The 22,038-nt window shown below is 68.4% G+C and carries 16 protein-coding genes; 7 read left to right on the top strand and 9 right to left on the bottom strand.

From position 1 onward, the window contains the following. Positions 1–6: 6 nt before the first annotated feature. Positions 7–444 (top strand): tautomerase family protein, encoded by a 438-nt coding sequence (locus LI953_RS08120; protein WP_227075543.1) that lies wholly within the window; start codon positions 7–9, stop codon positions 442–444. A 7-nt stretch (positions 445–451) separates the two neighbouring features. Here LI953_RS08120 and LI953_RS08115 read toward each other — a convergent pair whose 3' ends face one another. The 6 genes from LI953_RS08115 to LI953_RS08090 all read right to left on the bottom strand — a co-directional run bounded on the left by LI953_RS08115 (position 452) and on the right by LI953_RS08090 (position 8,180). Continuing rightward, positions 452–2,143 (bottom strand): AMP-binding protein, encoded by a 1,692-nt coding sequence (locus tag LI953_RS08115; protein ID WP_227075542.1) that lies wholly within the window; start codon positions 2,141–2,143, stop codon positions 452–454. Between the two features lie 67 nt (positions 2,144–2,210). Continuing rightward, on the bottom strand, positions 2,211–3,080 hold the full coding sequence (locus tag LI953_RS08110; RefSeq protein WP_227075541.1) for a CoA ester lyase: 870 nt from the start codon (positions 3,078–3,080) through the stop codon (positions 2,211–2,213). Further along, on the bottom strand, positions 3,077–3,529 hold the full coding sequence (locus LI953_RS08105; RefSeq protein WP_227075540.1) for a MaoC family dehydratase: 453 nt from the start codon (positions 3,527–3,529) through the stop codon (positions 3,077–3,079). Before LI953_RS08105 ends, LI953_RS08110 begins: the two co-directional genes overlap by 4 nt. Positions 3,530–3,532: 3 nt before the next feature. Then, on the bottom strand, positions 3,533–5,392 hold the full coding sequence (locus LI953_RS08100) for a biotin carboxylase N-terminal domain-containing protein (protein ID WP_227075539.1): 1,860 nt from the start codon (positions 5,390–5,392) through the stop codon (positions 3,533–3,535). A 5-nt stretch (positions 5,393–5,397) separates the two neighbouring features. Then, entirely contained in the window at positions 5,398–7,023 is a 1,626-nt protein-coding gene (locus LI953_RS08095; protein WP_227075538.1) for a carboxyl transferase domain-containing protein, read from the bottom strand. After that, complete coding sequence (locus LI953_RS08090) at positions 7,020–8,180, bottom strand: isovaleryl-CoA dehydrogenase (protein ID WP_227075537.1); 1,161 nt, start codon at positions 8,178–8,180, stop codon at positions 7,020–7,022. Before LI953_RS08090 ends, LI953_RS08095 begins: the two co-directional genes overlap by 4 nt. A gap of 100 nt (positions 8,181–8,280) precedes the next feature. Between LI953_RS08090 and LI953_RS08085 the strand changes: the two genes are divergently transcribed. Further along, entirely contained in the window at positions 8,281–9,156 is an 876-nt protein-coding gene (locus LI953_RS08085) for a LysR family transcriptional regulator (protein WP_227075536.1), read from the top strand. Here the strand turns inward: LI953_RS08085 and LI953_RS08080 are convergent. Next, on the bottom strand, positions 9,124–10,152 hold the full coding sequence (locus LI953_RS08080; RefSeq protein ID WP_227075535.1) for an AraC family transcriptional regulator: 1,029 nt from the start codon (positions 10,150–10,152) through the stop codon (positions 9,124–9,126). The genes LI953_RS08085 and LI953_RS08080 overlap by 33 nt on opposite strands. A gap of 135 nt (positions 10,153–10,287) precedes the next feature. Here LI953_RS08080 and LI953_RS08075 point away from each other — a divergent pair, with 135 nt between their 5' ends. The 5 genes from LI953_RS08075 to LI953_RS08055 are packed head-to-tail and all read left to right on the top strand — an operon-like array spanning position 10,288 to position 16,143. After that, positions 10,288–11,946: an AMP-binding protein gene (locus LI953_RS08075; protein WP_227075534.1), complete on the top strand. Its 1,659-nt coding sequence runs from the start codon at positions 10,288–10,290 to the stop codon at positions 11,944–11,946. A gap of 15 nt (positions 11,947–11,961) precedes the next feature. Then, entirely contained in the window at positions 11,962–12,723 is a 762-nt protein-coding gene (locus tag LI953_RS08070; RefSeq protein WP_227075533.1) for a 3-hydroxyacyl-CoA dehydrogenase, read from the top strand. An 18-nt stretch (positions 12,724–12,741) separates the two neighbouring features. Next, positions 12,742–13,917, top strand: a complete 1,176-nt coding sequence (locus tag LI953_RS08065; RefSeq protein ID WP_227075532.1) for an acetyl-CoA C-acyltransferase — start codon at positions 12,742–12,744, stop codon at positions 13,915–13,917. Positions 13,918–13,930: 13 nt separating this feature from the next. Beyond that, on the top strand, positions 13,931–15,061 hold the full coding sequence (locus LI953_RS08060; RefSeq protein WP_227075531.1) for an acyl-CoA dehydrogenase family protein: 1,131 nt from the start codon (positions 13,931–13,933) through the stop codon (positions 15,059–15,061). Next, entirely contained in the window at positions 15,058–16,143 is a 1,086-nt protein-coding gene (locus tag LI953_RS08055) for a CaiB/BaiF CoA-transferase family protein (protein ID WP_227075530.1), read from the top strand. Before LI953_RS08060 ends, LI953_RS08055 begins: the two co-directional genes overlap by 4 nt. Here the strand turns inward: LI953_RS08055 and putA are convergent, their stop codons facing one another. Further along, on the bottom strand, positions 16,144–19,857 hold the full coding sequence (gene putA / locus LI953_RS08050) for a trifunctional transcriptional regulator/proline dehydrogenase/L-glutamate gamma-semialdehyde dehydrogenase (protein ID WP_227075529.1): 3,714 nt from the start codon (positions 19,855–19,857) through the stop codon (positions 16,144–16,146). It lies immediately after the preceding gene. Next, positions 19,839–22,031: an Orn/Lys/Arg decarboxylase N-terminal domain-containing protein gene (locus LI953_RS08045; protein ID WP_227075528.1), complete on the bottom strand. Its 2,193-nt coding sequence runs from the start codon at positions 22,029–22,031 to the stop codon at positions 19,839–19,841. The genes putA and LI953_RS08045 overlap by 19 nt, the downstream gene beginning before the upstream one ends. Between the last annotated feature and the right edge of the window lie 7 nt (positions 22,032–22,038).

Raw genomic sequence — 22,038 nt, 5'->3', positions numbered from 1 at the left:
CCCGACATGCCCGTCGCCCATATCAACCTGCTGCAAGGCCATCCCCGCGCCGTGCTGCGCGCCGTCATCGCGGAGGTGTCCGAGGCGATGTCCAACATCCTCGCCGCGCCCAAGGACCGGCTGGAAGTCTGGATCACCGAGGTGGACCTGGAGCTGTGGGGCATCGCCGGGGTACCCGCCGCCGAGGCGCTGAAGACCACGCCGCGCCCGCAGGTGGAAATGCCCTTCGTGCAGATGGTGCTAATGGAAGGCCGCCCGAAAGAGCAGCATCACCGCATCATTGCCGCCATTACCGAGATCCTGCACCGCAACCTCGGCACCGAGAAAGCCCGTATCCGCGTGCATATCGCCAACGCCCAGCCGGATAGCTGGGGCATTGGCGGCACCCCCGCCAGCGTGGTGCGCGCCGCCGAGCTCGCCGCGCGCGCCGCCAGCGCCGCCTGAATGCGCATCAGGGGGCGTCCTCCGCCCCCTCCTCGCCACGCATCGCGCGCAGCATCGCCTCGCGCATCCTGAATTTCTGGATTTTGCCCGTTACCGTCTTCGGCATTTCCGCGACGAAACGGACATAGCGCGGGATCTTGTGATGCGCGATCTGCCCGCGGCAGAAGGCGCGCAGCTCCTCGGCCTCCATCTCCATGCCCTCGCGCAGGATCACCCAAGCGCACAGTTCCTCGCCATACAGCTCGTCCGGCACGCCGAACACCTGTACGTCCTGAATCTTCGGGTGGCGGTAAAGATATTCCTCGATCTCGCGCGGATACAGATTTTCACCGCCACGGATCACCATATCCTTGATCCGCCCGACAATCTGGCAGAACCCTTCCCCGTCGATGGTGGCGAGGTCGCCGGTATGCAGCCAGCCCTCAGAATCCTTGGCCTTCGCGGTCTGCTCGGAATCGTCCCAATAGCCGATCATCACCGCGTAGCCGCGCGTGCACAGCTCGCCCGGCGTGCCGTAGGGCACGGTATTGCCCTCGGTGTCGATGATCTTCACCTCCAGATGCGGATGCACCCGCCCAACGGTGGAGACGCGCCGCTCCAGCGTGTCATCCAGCCCGGTCTGGAAGCTCACCGGCGAGGTTTCGGTCATGCCGTAGCAGATGGTCATGTCTCGCGCATGCATCTGGCTGATCACCTTGCGCATCACCTCGATCGGGCACGGGCTGCCCGCCATGATGCCGGTGCGCATGGCCGAGAGGTCGAATTCCGCGAAGCGCGGATGGTCGAGCTCGGCGATAAACATGGTCGGCACGCCATAGAGCGCGGTGCAGCGCTCATCGGCGCAGGTTTGCAGCGTCACCAGGGGGTCGAATCCTTCGCCGGGGAACACCATGGCGGCGCCATGTGTCACCGCCGCCAGATTGCCCATGACCATGCCAAAGCAGTGATACAACGGCACCGGGATGCAGATGCGGTCAGCCGGGGTGAGCGCCATACCCCGCCCCACCAGATAGCCGTTATTGAGGATGTTGTGGTGGCTCAGCGTCACCCCTTTGGGCGCGCCAGTGGTGCCCGAGGTGAACTGGATGTTCACCGCGTCATGCGGCTTGAGCGTGGCGGCCACGGCATGCAGCGCGTTCAGCCCCGCCGCGCGCCCGGCCGTCTCCAGCGCCGCGAAGGACATCGCGCCGGGCATGATCTCCTCACCCATCTGCACGACCAGGCGCAGATGCGGCAGCCGCGCCGCCCGCAACGCTCCCGGCGCGCATTCGCCCAGCTCCGGCGCCAGGGTGGCGACCATCCCCGGATAGTCGCTGGTCTTGAAGGGCGGCGAGACGATCAGCGCCTTCATGCTCACCTTGTTCAGCGCGTATTCCAGCTCCGACAACCGGTAGGCCGGATTCACCGTGGTCAGGATCAGCCCGGCCTGGGCGCAGGCGAACTGGGTGAGCACCCATTCGGCGCGGTTGAGCGACCAGATGCCCACACGGTCGCCCGGCTCTAACCCTTGCGCCAGCAACCCCGCCGCCACATGCGCCGCACGCTCGCGCAAGCCCCGCCAGCTCAGTCGCACAGCCTGGGCCGGGCAGACCAGCGCATCCGCCTCCGGCCAATTCGCGGCGGCGTCATCCAGCGCCTGGCCGATAGTCTTTTCCAGCAACGGCGGTTCGTTGCCGCCGCGCACATAACTTTCCTGCATCCGCTGTTTCCCTAGGGTTCTTTTCTGTTTGCTCTTGGACGGACGGCGCGGGGCTGCGAGAGGGTGATCAGTCCTCCCGCATCCTCGCCAAAGTCTTTTGCGCCTGTGTCAGATGGGGTCGATCAAGCATCTTGCCATCCAGCGCCACCACCCCTACCCCCGGCGTGGCGGCAAAGGCGGCAATCACCGCGCGGGCGGCCGCGATGTCAGCCGCCGAGGGGGTCATCACGGCGTTGATCACCGCCACCTGCGCCGGGTGGATCGCCAGCATGGCGGTGAAGCCCTCGCGGCGGCCAGCCTCGGCCCAGGCGCGCAGCCCGGCCTCGTCGCGGAAATCCGGGTACACCGTCTCGATGGCCGGCACCCCCGCCGCCGCCGCGCCAGCGAGGCAAAGCGAGCGCACCATGCGGCAGAGATCGTTCAGCGAGCCATCCGGGTTGCGGCTCTGCGTGGCGCCGATCGCGGCGGGCAGGTCCTCCGCCCCCCAGGTCAGCCCGGCGAGGCGCGGCCCGGCGCTCACATAGGACCCGAGCGAGAACACCGAGGCGGGCGTCTCGGTGGCGATCGGCAGGATGCGCGTACGGCCGGGCGCGAGCCCGGCGGCGGCCTCGAAGGCATCGAGATAATGCGCCAGCGTGACCACATCCGCCACCGAATCCGGCTTCGGCAGCACGATGCCGGCGGGGGCGTGCGGGATCACGGCGGCCAGATCGGCCAGCGCTAGGCCCGAAGCCAGCGGGTTGACGCGCACCCACAGCTCAGGTCCGGCGCGCGGTCCGGCCAGGGTCTGCGCCGCCACCTCCCGCGCCTGTGGCTTGGCGGAGAGCGCCACGGAATCCTCAATGTCCAGAATCACGGCATCAGCGCCACTGGCCTGGGCCTTGGCGATCTTGGCGGGGGCATCGGCGGGAACGAACAGGAAGGAGCGCGGGGTCATGCCGGACGCCTCTGCATCAGCGCGGTGCGTTTGCACTGGCACACCATCTCGCCGCGCTGGTTGAACATGCGGTGGGTGAACACCACGACCCCGGCATTGGGGCGGGATTTGCTCTCGCGCTTGGCGCTCACCACCGTTTCGGCGCGCAGCGTGTCGCCTACAAACACCGGCTTGGACATCACCACTTCGTCGTAGCCGAGATTGGCCACCAGCGTGCCAAGCGTGGTGTCGCCCACCGAGAGGCCCACCATGAGCGAAAACGTGAACAGCCCGTTCACCACGATCCGCCCGAACTCGGTGGTCCCGGCATATTCGGCATCGAGATGCAGCGGCTGGGGGTTATGAGTGAGCGTGGTGATGAGCAGGTTGTCGGTTTCTGTCACCGTGCGGTGCAGATCATGCCTGATCTCATCGCCGATGTTGAAATCGTCGAAATAGCGTCCGGCCATACGTCAGCCCTCCGTTTCCAGGCGCAGGAGCAGCACGCCCTCGGCCACGCGCGCGCCGGGGGCGGCGTTGAGTTCCGCGACCACGCCGTCACACGGGGCGGCGAGCGTCATCTCCATCTTCATCGCCTCCATTACCAGCAAAGGCGCGCCCTTTTTCACAGTCTCACCCAGCGCCACCGCCACCGAAAGCACATGCCCCGGCATCGGCGACAGCACCGCGCCGCCGCTCTCACCACCGCCATGGCCGGTATCATCGGCAGTGGGCTCGGTGAAGGCGAAGGCGCGGGCTTGCGCAAACACCACCGTCTCGTCACCCAGATTATGCACCGGCAGCGCCGAGGGCGCGGCCGGGGCCGTATGCACCGTGGCGCCGTGTTGCAAGCGCACCTCCAGCCGCGCCGGGGCGTTGAGGCGGAATCCGCGCAACGCGGGCGGGGTGTCATGCGCGGCGATGCGCGCCTGCGCCGCGGCCTGCAACACCTCGGGCGAGGGCTCGGGCGAGCCCAGCAGCTCCGGCAGATGCGCGGCGATGAACCCGGTATCGAGCTGCGCCGCCAGAAACGCCCCATGCCGCAGCGTGCGCGCCAGGAAGGCGGCATTGGTCTTCACCGGCCAGATCTGCGCGGCGCCGCAGGCCCCGGCCAGTTTCTGCGCGGCGGCGGCGCGGGTCGGCCCGTGCGCGATCAGCTTGGCGATCATCGGGTCGTAGAACGATGTCACCTCCCCGCCCTGCTCCACCGCGCTATCCACCCGCACGCCCGGCGCGGGCAGCACGAAATGCGTCAGTACGCCGGTTGAGGGCAGGAAGCCGGTATCCGGGTTCTCGGCATAGAGCCGCGCCTCGATGGCATGGCCGGTGAGGCTGATCTGCTCCTGGCGCAGCGGCAGCTTCTCGCCCGCCGCCACGCGGAGCTGCCACTCCACCAGATCCTGCCCGGTGACCATCTCGGTGACCGGATGCTCGACCTGCAAACGCGTGTTCATCTCCATGAACCAGATGCGGTCGGCGCGCAGCCCCTCGGAGGCGTCGGCGATGAACTCGATCGTCCCCGCCCCCTGATACGCCACGGCGCGCGCGGCCTGCACCGCGGCGGCGCAGACGGCTTCGCGCACCGCCTCGCTCATCCCCGGCGCGGGAGCTTCCTCGATCACCTTCTGATGGCGGCGCTGCAACGAGCAATCACGCTCGAACAGATGCACGACATTGCCATGCGCGTCACCGAACACCTGCACCTCGATATGGCGCGGGCGCGAGACGTAGATTTCCAGCAGCACCCGGTCATCGCCGAACGAGGCCTCCGCCTCGCGCTGGCAGGAGGCGAGCGCGGCGGGGAATTCCTCCAGGCTCTCCACCCTACGCATGCCCTTGCCGCCGCCACCCGCCACCGCCTTGATGAGCAGCGGAAAACCGATGCGCGCCGCCTCGGCGGCCAAGCGCTCGGGCGATTGGTCCTCGCCCAGATAGCCCGGCGTGACCGGCACGCCTGCGCGCTGCATCAGCGCCTTGGCGGCGTCCTTCAGCCCCATGGCGCGGATCGAGGATGGCTGCGGACCAACCCAGATCAGCCCGGCATCGATCACCGCCTGCGCGAATTCCGCATTCTCGGAGAGAAAGCCGTAACCGGGGTGGATCGCCTCGGCCCCGGCGCGGCGCGCCGCGTCCAGGATTTTTTCAGGGCGCAGATAACTCTCCCGCGCCGGAGCGGGGCCGATGCAATGCGCCTCATCGGCCTCGGCCACGAAGGGCGCGCTGGCATCCGCCTCGGAATACACCGCGATGGTGCGGATGCCGAGGCGGCGCGCCGTGCGGATGATCCGGCGTGCGATCTCGCCGCGATTGGCGATCAGCAAAGACGTGAACATGCGGGTCACATCCTGAACAGGCCGAAGCGCGGGGCTTCGGGGATGGGGGCGTTGAGGGAGGCGGAGATGGCGAGGCCGAGCACATCGCGCGTCTGGGCGGGGTCGATGATCCCGTCATCCCAAAGCCGCGCGCTAGCGTAATAGGGGCTGCCCTCCTCCTCATAGCGGGCGCGGATCTGGGCCTTGAACGCGGCCTCCTCCTCAGCGCTCCAGCTGCCGCCCTTGGCTTCTATGCCGTCGCGCTTCACCGTGGCCAGCACGCTCGCCGCCTGCTCGCCGCCCATCACCGAAATGCGGCTATTCGGCCAGGTGAACAAAAAGCGCGGCCCATAAGCCCGCCCGCACATGCCGTAATTGCCGGCGCCGAAACTGCCGCCGATCAGCACCGTGAATTTCGGCACGCTGGCGGTGGCCACGGCGGTCACCATCTTGGCGCCGTCCTTGGCGATGCCGCCCGCCTCATATTTGCCGCCGACCATGAAGCCCGAGATGTTCTGCAAAAACACCAAAGGCGTGCGGCGCTGGCAGGCGAGCTCGATGAAATGCGCCGCCTTCTGCGCGCTCTCGGAAAATAACACGCCGTTATTGGCGAGAATGGCGACAGGGTAGCCCCAGATGCGGGCGAACCCGGTGACGATGCTCGACCCGTAAAGCGGCTTGAATTCGTGCAAGGCGCTATCATCAACAATGCGCGCGATCACCTCGCGCACATCATAGGGCGCGCGCACATCGGCGGGGATGATGCCGTATAATTCCTCAGCCGCGTAGCGCGGCGGTTTGGGCGGCGCCAGGTCGAGATCCACGGTCTTGCGCGTGTTCAGCCGCGCCACGATGTCGCGCACGATGGCGAGCGCATGCTCGTCATCCACCGCGATGTGGTCGGCCACACCGGATTTGCGGCCATGCGTATCCGCCCCGCCCAGCTCGGTGGCCGAGATCACCTCGCCCGTCGCCGCCTTCACCAGCGGCGGCCCGGCCAGGAAGATCGCGCCCTGGCTCTCCGCCCCGCGCCCGCGCACGATTACGGTCTCGTCCGACATCGCGGGCACATAGGCGCCGCCCGCGGTGGAGAGGCCCATCACGCAGGCGATCTGCGCGATGCCCTTCGCGCTCATATTCGCCTGGTTGTAAAAAATTCGCCCGAAATGCTCCTTGTCGGGAAACACCTCGGCCTGGTGCGGCAGATTGGCGCCGCCGCTATCCACCAGATAGACGCAGGGCAGCCGGTTTTCGAGCGCGATCTCCTGCGCGCGCAGATGCTTCTTCACCGTCATCGGGAAGTACACGCCGCCCTTCACCGTGGCGTCATTGGCGACGATCATCACCTCGCGCCCGCTGACCACGCCAATGCCGCAGATCAGCCCGGCACCGGGGGCCTCGCCGTCATACAGCCCGCCCGCGGCGAGCTGTCCGATTTCCAGAAACGGCGCGCCAGGGTCGAGCAGCCGCTCCACCCGCTCGCGCGGCAGCAGCTTGCCGCGCGCCACATGGCGCTGGCGGATCGGCTCCGGCCCGCCCAAGCCGGTGGCGGCCGCCTTTTCGCGCAGCTCCGCCGCCAAAGCGCGGTTGATCGCGTCGTTGCGGGCAAACGCCTCGGAGGCCGTGTCGATGCTGGAGGTGAGATGCGTCATGCGTTCATCAACTCGCGGCCGATCAGGTAGCGGCGGATCTCATTCGTGCCAGCCCCGATATCGTAGAGCTTGGCGTCGCGCACCAGCCGCTCGATGCCGGTCTCCTTCAGATACCCCGCGCCGCCAAAGGCCTGAATCGCCTCCAGCGACACCCGCACGGCGTTTTCGCTGGCGAGCAGGATCGCCCCTGCCGCGTCAAACCGCGTGGTGTACCCGGCATCGCAAGCGCGGGCGACGGCATAGACATAAGCGCGGGCGGAATTCAACGCCACGTACATATCGGCGAGTTTGCCCTGCATGAGCTGGAAATTGCCGATCGCCTGGCCGAACTGCGTGCGCTCCTTCACATAGGGCAGCACCGCGTCCATCGCCGCCTGCATGATGCCCAGCGGCCCGGCGGCCAGCACGGCGCGCTCGTAGTCGAGGCCCGACATCAGCACCTTCACGCCGCCATTCAGCGGGCCCATCAGGTTCTCTTCGGGCACTTCGCAATCCTCGAAGATCAACTCGCCCGTATCGGAGCCGCGCATACCCATCTTGTCCAGCTTCTGCCCAGTGGAGAAGCCCTTGAACCCGCGCTCGATGATGAACACCGAGATGCCCTTCGGCCCGGCGGCGGGCTCAGTCTTGGCGTAGACGATCAGCGTGTCCGCGATCGGCGCGTTGGTGATCCAGAATTTGTTGCCGTTCAGGATGTAGCGGTCGCCCTTCTTCTCGGCGCGCAGCTTCATGGAAACGACATCCGAGCCCGCCCCGACCTCGGACATCGCCAGCGAGCCGACATGCTCGCCCGAGATCAGCTTGGGCAAATACCGCGATTTCTGCGCCGGTGTGCCCCAGCGGCGAAGCTGGTTGACGCAGAGATTGGAATGAGCGCCGTAAGACAGCCCCACCGAGGCGGAGGCGCGGGAGATCTCCTCGACCGCCAGCACATGCTCCAGATAGCCAAGCCCAAGCCCGCCATCCTCCTCCTCCACGGTGATCCCGTGCAGGCCGAGCGCGCCCATTTCCTCCCACAGCGACCGGGCGAAATGATTCTCCGCGTCGATCTTCGCGGCGATCGGGGCGATGCGCTCCTGCGCGAAGCGGGCGGTGGTGTCGCGGATCGCCAGGGCGGTCTCGCTCAGGCCGAAATCCATCTGCGCGCTGAAGCTCATGCGCGGTTCCTCCTTTTTGTGCTCTGGGCACGACCTTAGCGGCTCCGCCATGAAAGATGAAATTGAAAGATTTTTGCCGCTTTGATAGATGACATCTATCATGGACTGGTATCTCCTGCGTTATTTCCTGGCTGTAGCGGAGTTGGGCAATTTCTCCCGCGCCGCCGGACGGATGAATGTCACCCAGCCCACCCTCTCCGCCGGCATCGCCAAGCTGGAGGCGCAGCTCGGGCAGAAATTATTCGAGCGCGACCGCCGCCGCGTCTCGCTCACCGAGGCGGGTAGCCGCTTCCTGGTGCATGCCCAGCGCATCGCCCGCGATTACGAGATCGCCCTGCGCGAGATCTCGCAGGCCGCGCCCCGGCGCACGCTGCGCGTCGGGGTGCTGTCCACCTTTCCCTCCGCCCGGCTGGAGGCCCTGGTGCGCCGGCACATTGCGCAGGAGAGCGCGGAGACGCTGGAATTGCTGGACGGCAATGAACGCGAGCTGAAAACCTGGTTGGACGATGAACGCATCGAGCTGGCGCTCACATTGCTGCGCCCCGGCTCCCCCGCCCCGGCGCAGGAGCCGCTCTACCGCGAGGCTTACATGCTGGTGACCTCCAACAGCCACCGCCTGGCACAGATGCACAGCGTGCGCGGCGAGGAACTGGCCAAGGATGCGATGATCATCCGCCGCCATTGCGAGGTGCTGGCCGCCACCAGCCAATATTTCACGCAGCGCGGGGTACGCCCCAGTTTCGCCCTGAAGACCACCAATGACGACAAGGCCCTGGCCATGGTGCGCGCCGGGCTGGGGGTGACGGTGATGCCCGAGAGCTTCGCGGGCGGCGGCATCGCGGCGGTGCGGATGCTGGATTTCGACTTCAGCCGCGAGGTTGGCATCGTCTATTCCGCCAAGGGCCGCGCCCTGGCCCAAGGCGGGTGCTGCTTCGTGGAAACACTAAGGCGCGAACTGGCCCGGCCCGAGGGCTGACATCTCGCGCCGGAACGCGCCGGGGCTTTTCGAGGTCCATTTGCGGAAGGCGCGGTGGAACGCGCTGGGCTCGGCAAAGCCCAGCTCCGCCGCGATCTCGGCCACGCCGCGCCGGCTGCCGGTGAGCGCGGCGATGGCGAGGTCCCGCCTGATTTCATCACGCAGCCCGGACCAGCTTTGCCCCTCCTGGCGCAGCCGATGGCGCAGCGTGGAGGGCGAGAGCCGCATCAGCCGCGCGGTAGCCGCGAAATCGGGCCAGGCGGTGGGCGGCAATTCGCGCAGCCGGGCGCGGATGCCCGCGATCGCCCCGGCATCATAGCGGTAGCGCACCAGCAGGTTGGCGGGGGCGGCGCGCAGAAAGACTTTCAGCGCCGCCTCATCGCGCCGCACCGGCAGGGCGAGATAACTGGCATCGAAGGCGATGCGGCTATGCGGGCGCGAGAAGCGCACCGGCGCGCCGAAGAACAGCCGGTAATCGGCCACGCCCGGCGGCTCGGCGCAGCGGAAATCGACCAGCCGCAGCGGAATCCGCCGCCCCGCCAGCCAGCAGGCGAGGCCGTGCAGGATGATCCAGAAGGTGCGGTAGGCGAAGGCCGAGCGCGCCACCCCGGCATCGTGCAGCACCACCTCCGCCAGCCCATCCGCCATCCGCAGCTCGCCGCGCGGATCGTCGAGCAACACGGCCAGGAAGCGCAGCGCCCGGCGCAGCGCCTGTTCCAGCGTGGCCGAGTGCAGCACGGCGCGGCAAAGCAGCACGAAACCGCCCGGGCGCATCGGCCGTCCGCCCAGGCCGAAATATTCGTCCTGCATCGCCGCGGCCAGGGCCAGCCACATGCGCCCATAGACCTCGGCCGAAACCGGCCCGGCGAGCGGCTCCGCCAGCCCGGCCGCCGCCAGCACCGGCGCCACGGGTAGCCCCTTGCGGCGCAGGCAATCCAGCGCCTCCTCGACAAAACTGGGGCGGATCATCCGCCGCTCGGCATTCGTCTCCGACATGGCGGCATGGTAAAATCGCCAAAAGATTTTTGCCAGAGAAGTCATCGACGGCCATGTTTTTCTGGCGCAATTTGCGGGTCAGACGGCCCGAGAGCCGTGCCGCCCCAAAAGCAACAACACCGCAGAGGAAGTCAGATGTCCGCCACCTTCCCGGTTCCCGACTATGCGAGCTATTACGCCAATTTCCGGCCCGAGGAGCTGGCCGCGAAGCTGCACGGCGATCTCGACGCCGGCATCAATGTCTGCGTGGAATGCTGCGACGCGCATGTGCCAGCGGGCGGCATCGCGCTGGAATGGGAGGGGATCGACGGCGAGCGCGCGTCGCTCAGCTTCGCCGAGCTGAAGGCGCAGACCGCGCGCTTCGCCAACATGATCACCGCGCAGGGCGTGCGCCCGGGCGATGTGGTGGCCGCCATGCTGCCGCGCTGCCCGGAATTGCTGATCACCATTCTCGGCACCTGGCGCGCGGGCGCGGTGTATCAGCCCCTGTTCACCGCCTTCGGCCCCAAGGCCATCGAGCAGCGGTTGCAAACCTCCAGCGCCAAGCTGGTCGTCACCGACCCCGCCAACCGCCCGAAGCTCGACGACGTGCCCAACCGCCCGCAAGTGGCCGTGCTCGCCCGCCCGTCGCGCGGGCAGAGCGTGAACGCGGGCGATATCGACTTCGCCGCCGCGCTCGCCGCCGCCAGCCCCGAATTCGCGCCGGTGATGCGCAAGGGCGAAGACCTGTTTCTAATGATGTCCACCTCCGGCACCACCGGCCTGCCCAAGGGTGTGCCCGTGTCCATCCGGGCGCTACTGCCCTTCCGGCTCTACATGGAGCTGGGCATCGGCCTGCGGCCCGAGGATAAATTCTGGAATATCGCCGATCCCGGCTGGGCTTATGGGCTGTATTACGCCGTCACCGGCCCGCTGCTGCTCGGCCATGCCACCACTTTCTACGAAGGCCCGTTCACGGCCGAGAGCACCTACCGCATCCTCGCCCGCCACGGCATCACCAATTTCGCGGGCGCGCCCACGGCCTTCCGCCTGCTCATGGCCGCGGGGATGGAGGCCGCCGCGCCGCTCAAGGGCCAGCTGCGCGCTGTCTCCAGCGCCGGCGAGCCGCTCAACCCCGAGGTCGTACGCTGGTTCCGCGCCGCGCTCAACGCGCCGATCTGCGACCATTACGGCCAGACCGAGATGGGCATGGTCGTGAACAACCATCACGGCCTCGCGCATCAACAGCGCGCGGGGTCGGCTGGCCTCTCAATGCCCGGTTTCCGCGCCGTGATCCTCGACGCCGAGGATAATGAGCTTGGCCCCGACACGCCGGGCGATCTGGCGCTCGATCTCGCGGCCTCGCCGCTATTCTGGTTCACCGGGTACTACAAAAAGGACACCCCCTCGCTCGGGCCGAAATATTACCGCACCGGCGACATCGCCGAACTCGGCGCGGATGGGCTGATCTCCTTCGTCGGCCGCAATGACGACGTGATCACCTCGTCGGGCTACCGCATCGGCCCGTTCGACGTGGAGAGCGCGCTGATCGAGCATCCGGCGGTGGTGGAGGCGGGCGTGGTCGGCAAGCCGGACCCGGAGCGGACCGAGATCGTGAAGGCCTTCGTGGTGCTGAAGCCCGATGTTGAGGCCAGCGAGGCCCTGGCCGAGGAGCTGCGCCAGCATGTGCGCAAACGGCTCTCCGCCCATGCCTATCCGCGCGAGATCGAATTCGTCGAGCAATTGCCGAAAACGCCCAGCGGCAAGCTGCAGCGCTTCGTGCTGCGGGCGATGGAAAAACAGGCGCAGCATTAAACGAAGGACGGAACCATGCAGATCGACTCCCGCGTCTTCCTCATCACCGGCGGCGGCTCCGGCCTTGGCGCGGCCACGGCGCGGCATCTGGCCGCGCGCGGCGCCAAGGTGGCGCTGGCCGACATCAACGCCGAAACCGGCGAGGCCCTGGCCGCCGAGCTTGGCGGTGTGTTCGCGCGCACCGATGTTACCTCCGAGGCCGATGGCCAGGCGGCGGTGGCGAAAGCGCTCGCCGCGTTCGGGCGGCTGGACGGGCTGGTGAACTGCGCCGGCATCGCCCCCGGCGAGAAGGTGATCGGGCGCGACGGCCCGCACCGGCTGGAAAGCTTCGCCCGCGCGGTGAGCATCAACCTGATCGGCACCTTCAACATGCTGCGCCTGGCCGCCGACGCCATGGCCAGGCAAGAGGCCGGGGCGGAGGGCGAGCGCGGGGTGATCATCAACACCGCCTCCATCGCCGCTTATGACGGGCAGATCGGCCAGGCCGCCTACGCTGCCTCCAAGGCCGGGGTGGCGGGGCTGACCCTGCCGGTGGCGCGCGAGCTGGCGCGCTCGGGCATACGCTGCGTCACCATCGCGCCCGGCATCTTCGCCACGCCGATGATGGCGGCGATGCCGCAGGCGGTGCAGGACAGCCTGGGCGCCACCGTGCCCTTCCCGCCGCGCCTCGGCCGGCCTGAGGAGTTCGCCGCCCTGGCCGCGCATATCATCGAAAACATCATGCTCAATGGCGAGGTCATCCGCCTCGACGGCGCGCTGCGCATGGCGCCGAAATAACGATCCCAGGAGTGTCCCATGTCCGCTGATCCCATCGTCATCGTTTCCGCCGCCCGCACCCCGATGGGCGGGTTCCAGGGGGATTTTTCCACCGTCGCCGCCGCCGATCTCGGCGCCGCCGCGATCAAGGCCGCGCTGGAGCGCGCCCGCCTCGCGCCCGAGGCCGTGGAGGAGATCCTGTTCGGCTGCGTGCTGCCCGCGGGCCAGGGCCAAGCCCCGGCCCGGCAGGCGGCGCTAAAGGCCGGACTGCCGCTCGCCGCCGGGGCGACCACGGTGAACAAGATGTGCGGCTCGGGCATGAAGGCGGCGATGCTGGCGCATGACCTGATCACCGCCGGCAGCGCCGGGATCGTGGTGGCCGGCGGCATGGAGAGCATGACCAACGCCCCCTATCTGCTGGAGAAGGCGCGCGCCGGCTACCGGCTCGGCCACGGCAAGGTGCTGGACCATATGTTCCTCGACGGGCTGGAGGACGCCTATGACAAGGGCCGCCTGATGGGCACCTTCGCCGAGGATTGCGCTCAGGCCTACCAATTCACCCGCGAGGCGCAGGATGCTTACGCCATCGCCTCGCTTACCCGCGCCCAGGCGGCGATCGCCGAGGGGCGCTTCGCCGGTGAGATCGTGCCGGTGGAGACCGGCAAGGCGGTGGTCAGCATCGACGAGCAGCCCGGCAAGGCGCGGCTCGACAAGATCCCCACGCTCAAGCCAGCCTTCCGCCAGGGCGGCACGGTCACGGCGGCGAATTCCTCCTCGATCTCCGACGGCGCCGCCGCTTTGGTGCTGATGCGCGCCTCGGAGGCCGAAAAGCGCGACTTCACCCCGCTCGCGCGGATCGTCGGCCACGCCACCCATGCCGACGCCCCGAATTTATTCCCCACCGCGCCGATTGGCGCCATGCGCAAGCTCGCCACCAAAACCGGCTGGGCGCTGGGCGATGTCGATCTGTTCGAGATCAACGAGGCCTTCGCTGTGGTGGCGATGGCGGCGATGCGCGAGCTCGACCTGCCGCATGACAAGGTGAACGTGAATGGCGGCGCCTGCGCGCTGGGCCACCCGATCGGCGCTTCCGGGGCGCGCATCCTGGTCACGCTGCTGGCGGCGCTGGCCGAGCGCGGCGGCAAGCGGGGCGTCGCCTCGCTCTGCATCGGCGGCGGCGAGGCCACGGCCATGGCCGTTGAGCTGATGCACTGAGAGGATGTGACGCATGATTCTGAACGAGACCCAGGCGGCCATGCGCGACATGGCCCGCGGCTTCGCCCGCGAGCGCCTCGCCCCCGGCGCCGCCGCGCGCGATGCCGAGCACCGCTTCCCGCGCGAGGAGCTGCGCGAGATGGGGGCGCTCGGCCTGCTCGGCATGACGGTGCCGGAGGACTATGGCGGCTCGGCGCTGGATGCGGTGAGCTACGCCGTGGTGCTGGAGGAAATCGCCGTGGCGGATGGCGCCTGCTCCACCATCCTCTCAGTGCATAACTCGGTCGGCTGCGGTCCGATCGTGAAATTCGGCACTGAGACGCAGAAGCGCGAATTCCTGCCCAAGCTGGCCTCAGGCGAATGGATCGGCGGCTTCGCCCTCACCGAGCCGCAAGCGGGCTCGGATGCCGCGGATCTGCGCACCCGCGCGCGCCGCGAGGGCGACAATTACGTCATCAACGGCGCCAAGCAGTTCATCACCTCCGGCCAGAATGGCGATGCGGTGATCCTGTTCGCCGTCACCAATCCCGAGGCGGGCAAAAAGGGCATCTCCGCCTTCATCGTGCCCACCAACACGCCGGGCTACCGGGTGATGCGGGTGGAGACCAAGCTCGGCCAGCACAGCTCGGACACCTGCGCCCTGGCCTTCGACGACATGGTGATCCCCGCCAGCCTGCGCCTGGGCGAAGAGGGCGAGGGCTACAAGATCGCGCTGGCCAATCTCGAAGGCGGGCGCATCGGCATCGCCGCCCAGGCGGTGGGCATGGCCCGCGCCGCGTTTGAGGCCGCGCGTGATTACGCCCGCGAGCGCCAGACCTTCGGCAAACCAATCGCCGAACATCAGGCCATCGCCTTCCGGCTGGCCAGCATGGCCACCGAGATCGAGGCCGCGCGGCAGATGGTGTGGCACGCCGCGGCGCTGCGCGAGGCCGGCGAGCCCTGCCTGACGGAAGCCTGCATGGCCAAGCTGTTCGCCTCCGAGATGGCCGAGCGCGTGGTCTCCGCGGCGCTGCAAATCTTCGGCGGCAATGGCTATATCGCCGATTATCCGGTGGAGCGCATCTACCGCGATGTGCGCGTCTGCCAGATCTATGAGGGCACCAGCGACATCCAGCGGCTGGTGATCGCGCGGGGGATCGCGTGAGCACAGGGCCGCTCGCCGGGTTGAAGGTGCTGGAGTTCAACGGGCTGGGTCCGGCGCCCTTCGCCTGCATGGTGCTGGCCGATCTCGGCGCCGACGTGCTGCGCATCGACCGCGCCGGAGCGGAGAACCTGCTCGGGCTGCAACGCGATTTCATGGAGCGCGGGCGGCGCTCGCTGCTGCTCGATCTGAAAACGGCCGAGGGGCTGGAAACCGCGCAAAAATTGGCGGCGAGGGCCGATGTGCTGGTCGAGGGCTTCCGCCCCGGCGTGATGGAGCGCCTCGGCCTGGGACCGAAACCGCTCTGCGCGGCCAATCCGGGGTTGATCTATGCCCGCATGACCGGCTGGGGCCAGACTGGCCCGCTCGCCCCCACCGCCGGGCACGACCTCACCTATCTGGCGCTGACCGGCGCGCTGCACGCCATCGGCACCTCCGCGCAACCCTTGCCGCCGCTCAATCTGGTGGGCGATTTCGGCGGCGGCTCGATGTTCCTGATCACCGGCATCCTGGCCGCGCTGTATGAGCGCCAGCGCTCCGGGCTGGGCCAAGTGATAGACGCCGCGATCACCGACGGCACGACGGCGCTGATGGCGATGATCTACGCCATGCGCGCCGAGGGGCTGTGGAGGGATCAACGCGCGGCCAACCTGCTGGATGGCGGCGCGGCGGTGTATCGCAGCTATGTCTGCGCCGATGGCAAGCATGTCGCCATCGCGCCGCTGGAGCGCAAATTCTTCGAGATCTTTTGCGCCAGGCTGGGCCTGAACGCGGCGGAATGGCCGGACCACACCGCCAACCCCGCCCTGCACGCCAGGCTGGCCGCGCTCTTCCTCGGCAAGCCGCGCGACGAATGGTGCGCGCTGTTCGAGGATAGCGATGGCTGCGTGGCGCCCGTGCTGTCGCTCGACGAAGCGCCGCGCCACAAGCACAACCAAGCGCGGGGCAGCTTCATGACCGTGGACGGCGTGGCGCAGCCCGCCCCGGCGCCGCGCTTCTCGCGCTCGGTGCCACCCCCGCCAGCGCCTCGCCCCGCCCCCGGCGAAGGCGGCGCCGACGCCCTGCGCGACTGGCTGGGCGAATAATCAGCCGATCGTCATCAGGCTGGCATTGCCACCCGCGGCGGCGGTGTTCACGCTCACCGCGCGCTCCTGCAACAGGAATTCGAGCGGGTAATCGCCCTCCGGCGCGGCGGCGTAGATTGGCACCACGGCGTGTTTGTAGCCCAGCATCTCGCGCTGCAATGCCGCCAGACCATCCGCGCCGCCCTCGTACAAGGCGGCATCGGGCAACCCGGTCTCGGCGGCGAGGCCGGGCGGCAGCGCCGGGCGCAAGGCCTCGGCCACAGGCCCGGCGAGTAACGGCTTGTTGCCGGTGGCCAGCACGGCGCCGAGCTGGCCCAGCAACCCGGCGCGGGTGGCGGCATGGCACAGCACCAGCCCGCGCGGGGCCAGCACATAGCTGTTTTGCTCGCCCACCGGCCCCGGCAGGATGGTGCCCCCCAGGACCGGCGGGCACCAGCCCGGCTGCCCGGCGCAACGCTTGGCGCCGCTCTGGAGGACGGGGCGCCCGGCATAATGCTCCAGCGCGCTCACATCCTCGCCTTTGGCGCGCAGCGCGGCGATGGCCTCGCGCAGCGCCGCCGGGGCCTCGCCTAAGGCCAGCGGCGGCAGGCCGTCCTGCACCACCAGCCGGCGCAGATAGAGCGGCCCGCCCGCCTTCGGCCCGGTGCCTGAAAGCCCATGCCCGCCAAAGGGCTGCACACCCACCACCGCGCCAATGATGTTGCGGTTCACATACACATTCCCGGCGCTGATGCGCGCGGTGACATGCTCGATCGTCTCGTCGATGCGGCTATGCACGCCGAAGGTCAGGCCATAGCCCAGCGCGTTGACGGCATCGACCGCCGCCGCCAGCCCGGCGCGCTCATAGCGCAGCACATGCAGCACGGGGCCGAACACCTCGCGCCCCAAGACCTCGATGCCGGGGATTTCGATGATCGCCGGGGCGACGAAAAATCCCGCCGCCGTCTCGTCCGGCAGCGCCGCCTGGGTGACCGCACAGCCACGGGCGCGCATCGCCTCGATATGCGCGGTGATGGTGGCGCGGGCTTCGGCGCTGATCACCGGGCCGATATCGGTGCTCAGCCGGTCCGGGTGGCCGAGGCTGAGTTCTGCCAGCGCGCCGCGCAGCATCGCCAGCAGGCGCGGGGCAATTTCCTCCTGCACCAGCAGGATGCGCAACGCCGAGCAGCGTTGCCCGGCGGAATCGAATGCCGAGGACAGGATATCCGCCACCGCCTGCTCGGGCAGGGCCGAGGAATCCACCACCATCGCGTTCTGCCCGCCCGTCTCCGCGATGAGCGGGATCGGCATTCCGTGCGCGTCCACCCGCCCGGCGAGCTGCGCCTGCAACAGCCGCGCGACCTCGGTGGAGCCGGTGAACATCACCCCGCGCACACGCGCATCGGCCACCAATGCGGCGCCAACCTCGCCGCCGCCGGGCAGCATCTGCAACGCGCCCGGGGGCACGCCCGCCGCGCGCAGCATCCGCACCGCCTCGGCCGCGATCAGCGGCGTTTCCTCGGCCGGCTTGGCCAGCACGACATTGCCCGCCGCCAGCGCCGCCGCCGCCTGGCCGGTGAAAATCGCAAGTGGAAAGTTCCACGGGCTGATCGCGACCACCGGGCCCAGCGCGCGCGGCGGGTTCAGCGCCTCGGCCTGCACGGCGTAATAGCGCAGGAAATCCACCGCCTCGCGCACCTCGCCGATTGCCGCCGCCAGGGTCTTGCCCGCCTCGCGCACGATCAGCCCGATCAACTCAGGCATCCGCGCCTCCAGCGCCTCGGCGGCGCGGCGTAGGATGGCCGCGCGACCGGAGGCGGGCAGCGCCTGCCAACCCGGGGCGGCCTGCTCGGCCAAGGTGAAGGCCGCATCAACATGTGCCGGCGCGGCATCGGCCACCTCGCCCACCATGTCGCGCTGGTCAGCCGGGTTGCGCAGCGCGCGGAGGCTCCCGCGCGCCTCGCCGTCGCCCAGCAGCGGCGTGGCCCGCCAGCTCGTCTTCAGTCCCGCCCGCCCGGCCTCCGCCAGCGTCGCAAGGCATGGCTCGCTGGCCAGATCGAGCCCCGCCGAATTCGCGCGCGCGGCGCCAAACAGCGCAGGCGGGCGCACGATCTTTTCATGCGGTACGCCGGGCGGTGCAATCCGCCGCGCCACCGCCACCGGATCGGCGATAATGTCGTCGAGCTTCAGCTTCGGATCGTTGATCCGGTTGACGAACGAGGTGTTCGCGCCGTTTTCCAGCAGCCGCCGCACGAGATAGGCGAGCAACGTCTCATGCGTGCCGACCGGCGCATAGATGCGGCACGGGCGGTTAAGGCCGCCCTGCCCCACCACTTCCTCATAAAGCGGCTCGCCCATGCCGTGCAGGCATTGGAACTCATATTGCCCGGCATAGAAATTACCGCCCGCCATGGCGTGGATCGCCGCCACGGTGTGCGCGTTATGCGTGGCAAATTGCGGAAAGATCGCCTCCGGCACCGCCAGCAGCTTGCGCGCGCAGGCGAGGTAGGAGACATCGGTATGCACCTTGCGGGTGAAGACCGGGAAATCCTCCAACCCATCGAGCTGGGCGCGTTTGATTTCGGAATCCCAATAAGCGCCCTTCACCAGCCGCAACATCAACCGGCGGCGCGTGCGGCGCGCGAGGTCGATGAGGTAATCGAGCACGAAGGGCGCGCGCTTCTGATAGGCCTGCACGACAAAGCCGATGCCGTTCCAGCCCGCGAGATCCGGGTCAAGGCAGAGCTGTTCGAGCAGGTCGAGCGAAAGCTCCAGCCGGTCGGCCTCCTCGGCATCGATATTGATGCCAATATCATAGCCACGCGCAAGCTTCGTCAGCCCCAGCAGGCGCGGCAGCAGCTCGGCCATCACACGCGGGCGCTGGGCGCGCGCATAGCGCGGATGCAGGGCGGAAAGCTTGATGGAGATACCAGGGCCTTCGTAAATGCCCCGGCCCTTGGCGGCTTTGCCGATGGCGTGGATCGCCTGTTCATAAGCATGCAGGTAGTGCGCGGCGTCCTCCGCCGTCAGCGCCGCCTCGCCCAGCATGTCGTAGGAATGGCGGAAGCCTCTCGCCTCGGTCTTGCGGGCATTGGCCAGCGCCTCGCCAATGCTCTGGCCCAGTACGAATTGCTCGCCCATCAGGCGCATGGCCGTGTTCACCGCCGCGCGCACCACCGGCTCGCCGCCGCGCGCCAGCAGGCGGGTGAGCACCGAGGCCAGGCTCGCCTCGCTGCTGGTGGCGGTGAGTTTGCCGGTGAGCAGCAGCCCCCAGGTGGCGGCGTTGACGAAGAGCGAGCGCCCGCCGCCGAGATGGCTCTGCCAATCGCCGGCACCGATCTTGTCGCGGATGAGCGCGTCGCGCGTCGCGGTATCGGGGATGCGCAGCAGCGCCTCGGCCAGACACATCAGGGCCACGCCCTCATGGCTGGAGAGCGCGTATTCCTGCAGCAGCGTCTCCACCATGCCCCGCGCCTGCTTGGCGCGCAGCCTTGTGGCGAGGTGGCGCGCCGTCTCCTGCACCGCGGCCGCCTGGGCGGGGGGCAGTTCGGCCTGGGCGATGAGCGGCGCCACGCAATCCGGCTCCGGGCGGCGGCAGGCGGCGGTGATGGCGGCGCGCAGCGCGCTTTGCGGCTGCACCTCCCGCGCGAGATCGTGAAACGGTGTGATCTGGTCCGTACTCATCTGGTTCTCTCCCGCCGCGTCTTTGCCGCGTTTTATGGTTCCGCCACGCAATCCAGCAGGAAGCGCCCGTCCGCCCCTTGCCGCACGCCGTGAATATCGATCTCGAACCCCGGAAACCGCCGCCCCCACGCCTCGGCGAAGCGCAGATAGCGCGTGATGGAAGGCAGGCTCACCCGCTCGCCCGGGAAGATGAGCGGAATGCCCGGCGGATACGGCACCACCATGCGCGCCAGCACGCGGCCATGCAGATCGTCCAGCCCCACCTGCTCCACCCGCCCGCCGACCAGCGCGGCATGCGCCATCTGCGGCGTCATCGCGGGCTGCGGCAATTCCGCGAACATCTCGTTCTGCAAGGCCAGCACATCATTTTCCCGATAAGCCGCGTGCTGCATCGCGCATAAATCCGCAAGCCCCAGCCGCTCATAGGTGTGCGGGTGGGCCTGCACCAGCTCGGGCAGCACATCGGCCAGGCGTGTATTGGCCTGGTAATGCGCGCGGAAGGCCAGCAGCTCGGTGATCAGATTGCTCCATTTGCCGCGCGAAACGCCGAGCGTGAACAGGATGAGGAAATGGTACAGCCCCACCTTCTCCACGACGATCCCGCGCGACCACAGGAATTTCGCCACGATCGGCGCCGGGATGCCCGGCGCGTCCGGCGCCAGGCCAGGACAGAGGATCGTGACCTTCACCGGGTCGAGCAGAGTGAAATCCTCGCTCACATCGTCAAAGCCGTGCCACGCCTCGCCGGGCTTGAGTGTCCAGCCCGGCTGCGAGAGCGCGGTCTCCTCCGGCTGCCAGAGCCGGAACCACCACTCGCCTGTGCCGCGCGCCTCCTCGCCAATGGCGGCGATGCTGGCGCGGAATTCCGAGGCCTCCTGCAGCGTCTCATCCACCAGCGTGCGCCCGGCGGTGCCACGCATCATGCGCGCCGCCACGTCGCAGGCGGCGACGATGCCGTACCAGGGCGAGGTGGAGGAATGCATCATGTAGGCTTCGTTGAAATTGTCGCGGTCGAGCGGCGCGGCCGGATTTTCCTTGATGTGGATCATCGAGGCCTGCGAGAACGCGGCCAGCACCTTATGCGTCGATTGGGTGGAGAAGATCAGCGGCGTGCCCTCCTCCACTGGCACGCTCATCGCGTAGAAGCGATGATAGAACTCATGGAACCGCGCCTGCGCCAGCCAGGCCTCGTCAAAATGCAGGGCATCCGTCACCGGCGCCAGGGCGCGCGCCACCTCGGCGGTGTTCACGCACAGCCCGTCATAGGTGGAGTTGGTGATGGTGGCGATGCGCAGCCGCGCGCCCGGCGGCAATTGTTCCGCCAGCGCCTCGACCGAGAACGCCGAACGCGGGATCGGCCCAATAATGCCATAGGCGTTGCGGCTGGGGCGCAGATACACTGGCCGCGCCCCGGTCATGATGAGCGCATGCACCAGCGATTTATGGCAGTTGCGGTCCACCAGCACATAATCGCCGGGGGCGACCAGCCCGGACCAGACGATCTTGTTGGCGCTGGAAGTGCCGTTGGTGACGAAGAATGTCGCATCGGAGCCGAAGCTCTGCGCCGCCTCACGCTCGGCCTCGCGCACCGGGCCGGTATGGTCGAGCAGCGAGCCGAGATCGGGCACCGAAACGGAGAGATCGGCGCGCAGCGTGGTCTCGCCGAAAAAGCGATGGAACGCCTGCCCGACCGGCGAGCGCATGAACGCCACACCGCCGCCATGGCCGGGCGTGTGCCAGGAATATTTGCCGCCCGAAGTGTACCGCTTCAACGCCTTGAAGAAGGGCGGCAGCATCGCCTCCAGATACCGGTGGATGGTGCTGGAGACATAACCCGCGATGAAGCCCGGCGTGTCCTCATGCAGATAGAGATAGCCGTCGATCTGGCGCATCAGCCCGGTGGGCAGGTTTTCCTGAATCCGCCGCTCGCCATAGAGGAACACCGGCAGATCCGGCGCGCGCGCCAGCGCCTGGGCGAGCAGCGCGCTAAGCGTGCCGATCAGCGCCTCGCGGCTGGCGAAGCCGTCAATGCCGATCAGCACCGCCGAGAGCCCCGTGTAGAGTACCCGCCCGGCCTGGGCATCGGCCAGGGTGATGCCGGTGAGCACGGCGTGGTTACGTTCCTCGAACGCCGCGATCAGCGTGGCGATGGCGCGCGACGACAGCGCGCCGGCGGCCAGCGCGTCATCGACAACGGCGATGGGATAATCTGTCAGTTCCGTCATGGCGCCT

The sequence above is a fragment of the Acidocella sp. KAb 2-4 genome (genome assembly GCF_020567705.1).
GTDB lineage: Bacteria > Pseudomonadota > Alphaproteobacteria > Acetobacterales > Acetobacteraceae > Acidocella.
This window is presented reverse-complemented; position numbering and strand designations above follow the sequence as displayed.

Excerpts from the sequence above, each read along its gene's own strand:
- LI953_RS08120 (WP_227075543.1), top strand. The coding sequence starts at position 7 with ATGCCCGTCGCCCATATCAACCTGCTGCAAGGCCATCCCCGCGCCGTG.
- LI953_RS08115 (WP_227075542.1), bottom strand. The coding sequence starts at position 2,143 with ATGCAGGAAAGTTATGTGCGCGGCGGCAACGAACCGCCGTTGCTGGAA.
- LI953_RS08110 (WP_227075541.1), bottom strand. The coding sequence starts at position 3,080 with ATGACCCCGCGCTCCTTCCTGTTCGTTCCCGCCGATGCCCCCGCCAAG.
- LI953_RS08105 (WP_227075540.1), bottom strand. The coding sequence starts at position 3,529 with ATGGCCGGACGCTATTTCGACGATTTCAACATCGGCGATGAGATCAGG.
- LI953_RS08100 (WP_227075539.1), bottom strand. The coding sequence starts at position 5,392 with ATGTTCACGTCTTTGCTGATCGCCAATCGCGGCGAGATCGCACGCCGG.
- LI953_RS08095 (WP_227075538.1), bottom strand. The coding sequence starts at position 7,023 with ATGACGCATCTCACCTCCAGCATCGACACGGCCTCCGAGGCGTTTGCC.
- LI953_RS08090 (WP_227075537.1), bottom strand. The coding sequence starts at position 8,180 with ATGAGCTTCAGCGCGCAGATGGATTTCGGCCTGAGCGAGACCGCCCTG.
- LI953_RS08085 (WP_227075536.1), top strand. The coding sequence starts at position 8,281 with ATGGACTGGTATCTCCTGCGTTATTTCCTGGCTGTAGCGGAGTTGGGC.
- LI953_RS08080 (WP_227075535.1), bottom strand. The coding sequence starts at position 10,152 with ATGTCGGAGACGAATGCCGAGCGGCGGATGATCCGCCCCAGTTTTGTC.
- LI953_RS08075 (WP_227075534.1), top strand. The coding sequence starts at position 10,288 with ATGTCCGCCACCTTCCCGGTTCCCGACTATGCGAGCTATTACGCCAAT.
- LI953_RS08070 (WP_227075533.1), top strand. The coding sequence starts at position 11,962 with ATGCAGATCGACTCCCGCGTCTTCCTCATCACCGGCGGCGGCTCCGGC.
- LI953_RS08065 (WP_227075532.1), top strand. The coding sequence starts at position 12,742 with ATGTCCGCTGATCCCATCGTCATCGTTTCCGCCGCCCGCACCCCGATG.
- LI953_RS08060 (WP_227075531.1), top strand. The coding sequence starts at position 13,931 with ATGATTCTGAACGAGACCCAGGCGGCCATGCGCGACATGGCCCGCGGC.
- LI953_RS08045 (WP_227075528.1), bottom strand. The coding sequence starts at position 22,031 with ATGACGGAACTGACAGATTATCCCATCGCCGTTGTCGATGACGCGCTG.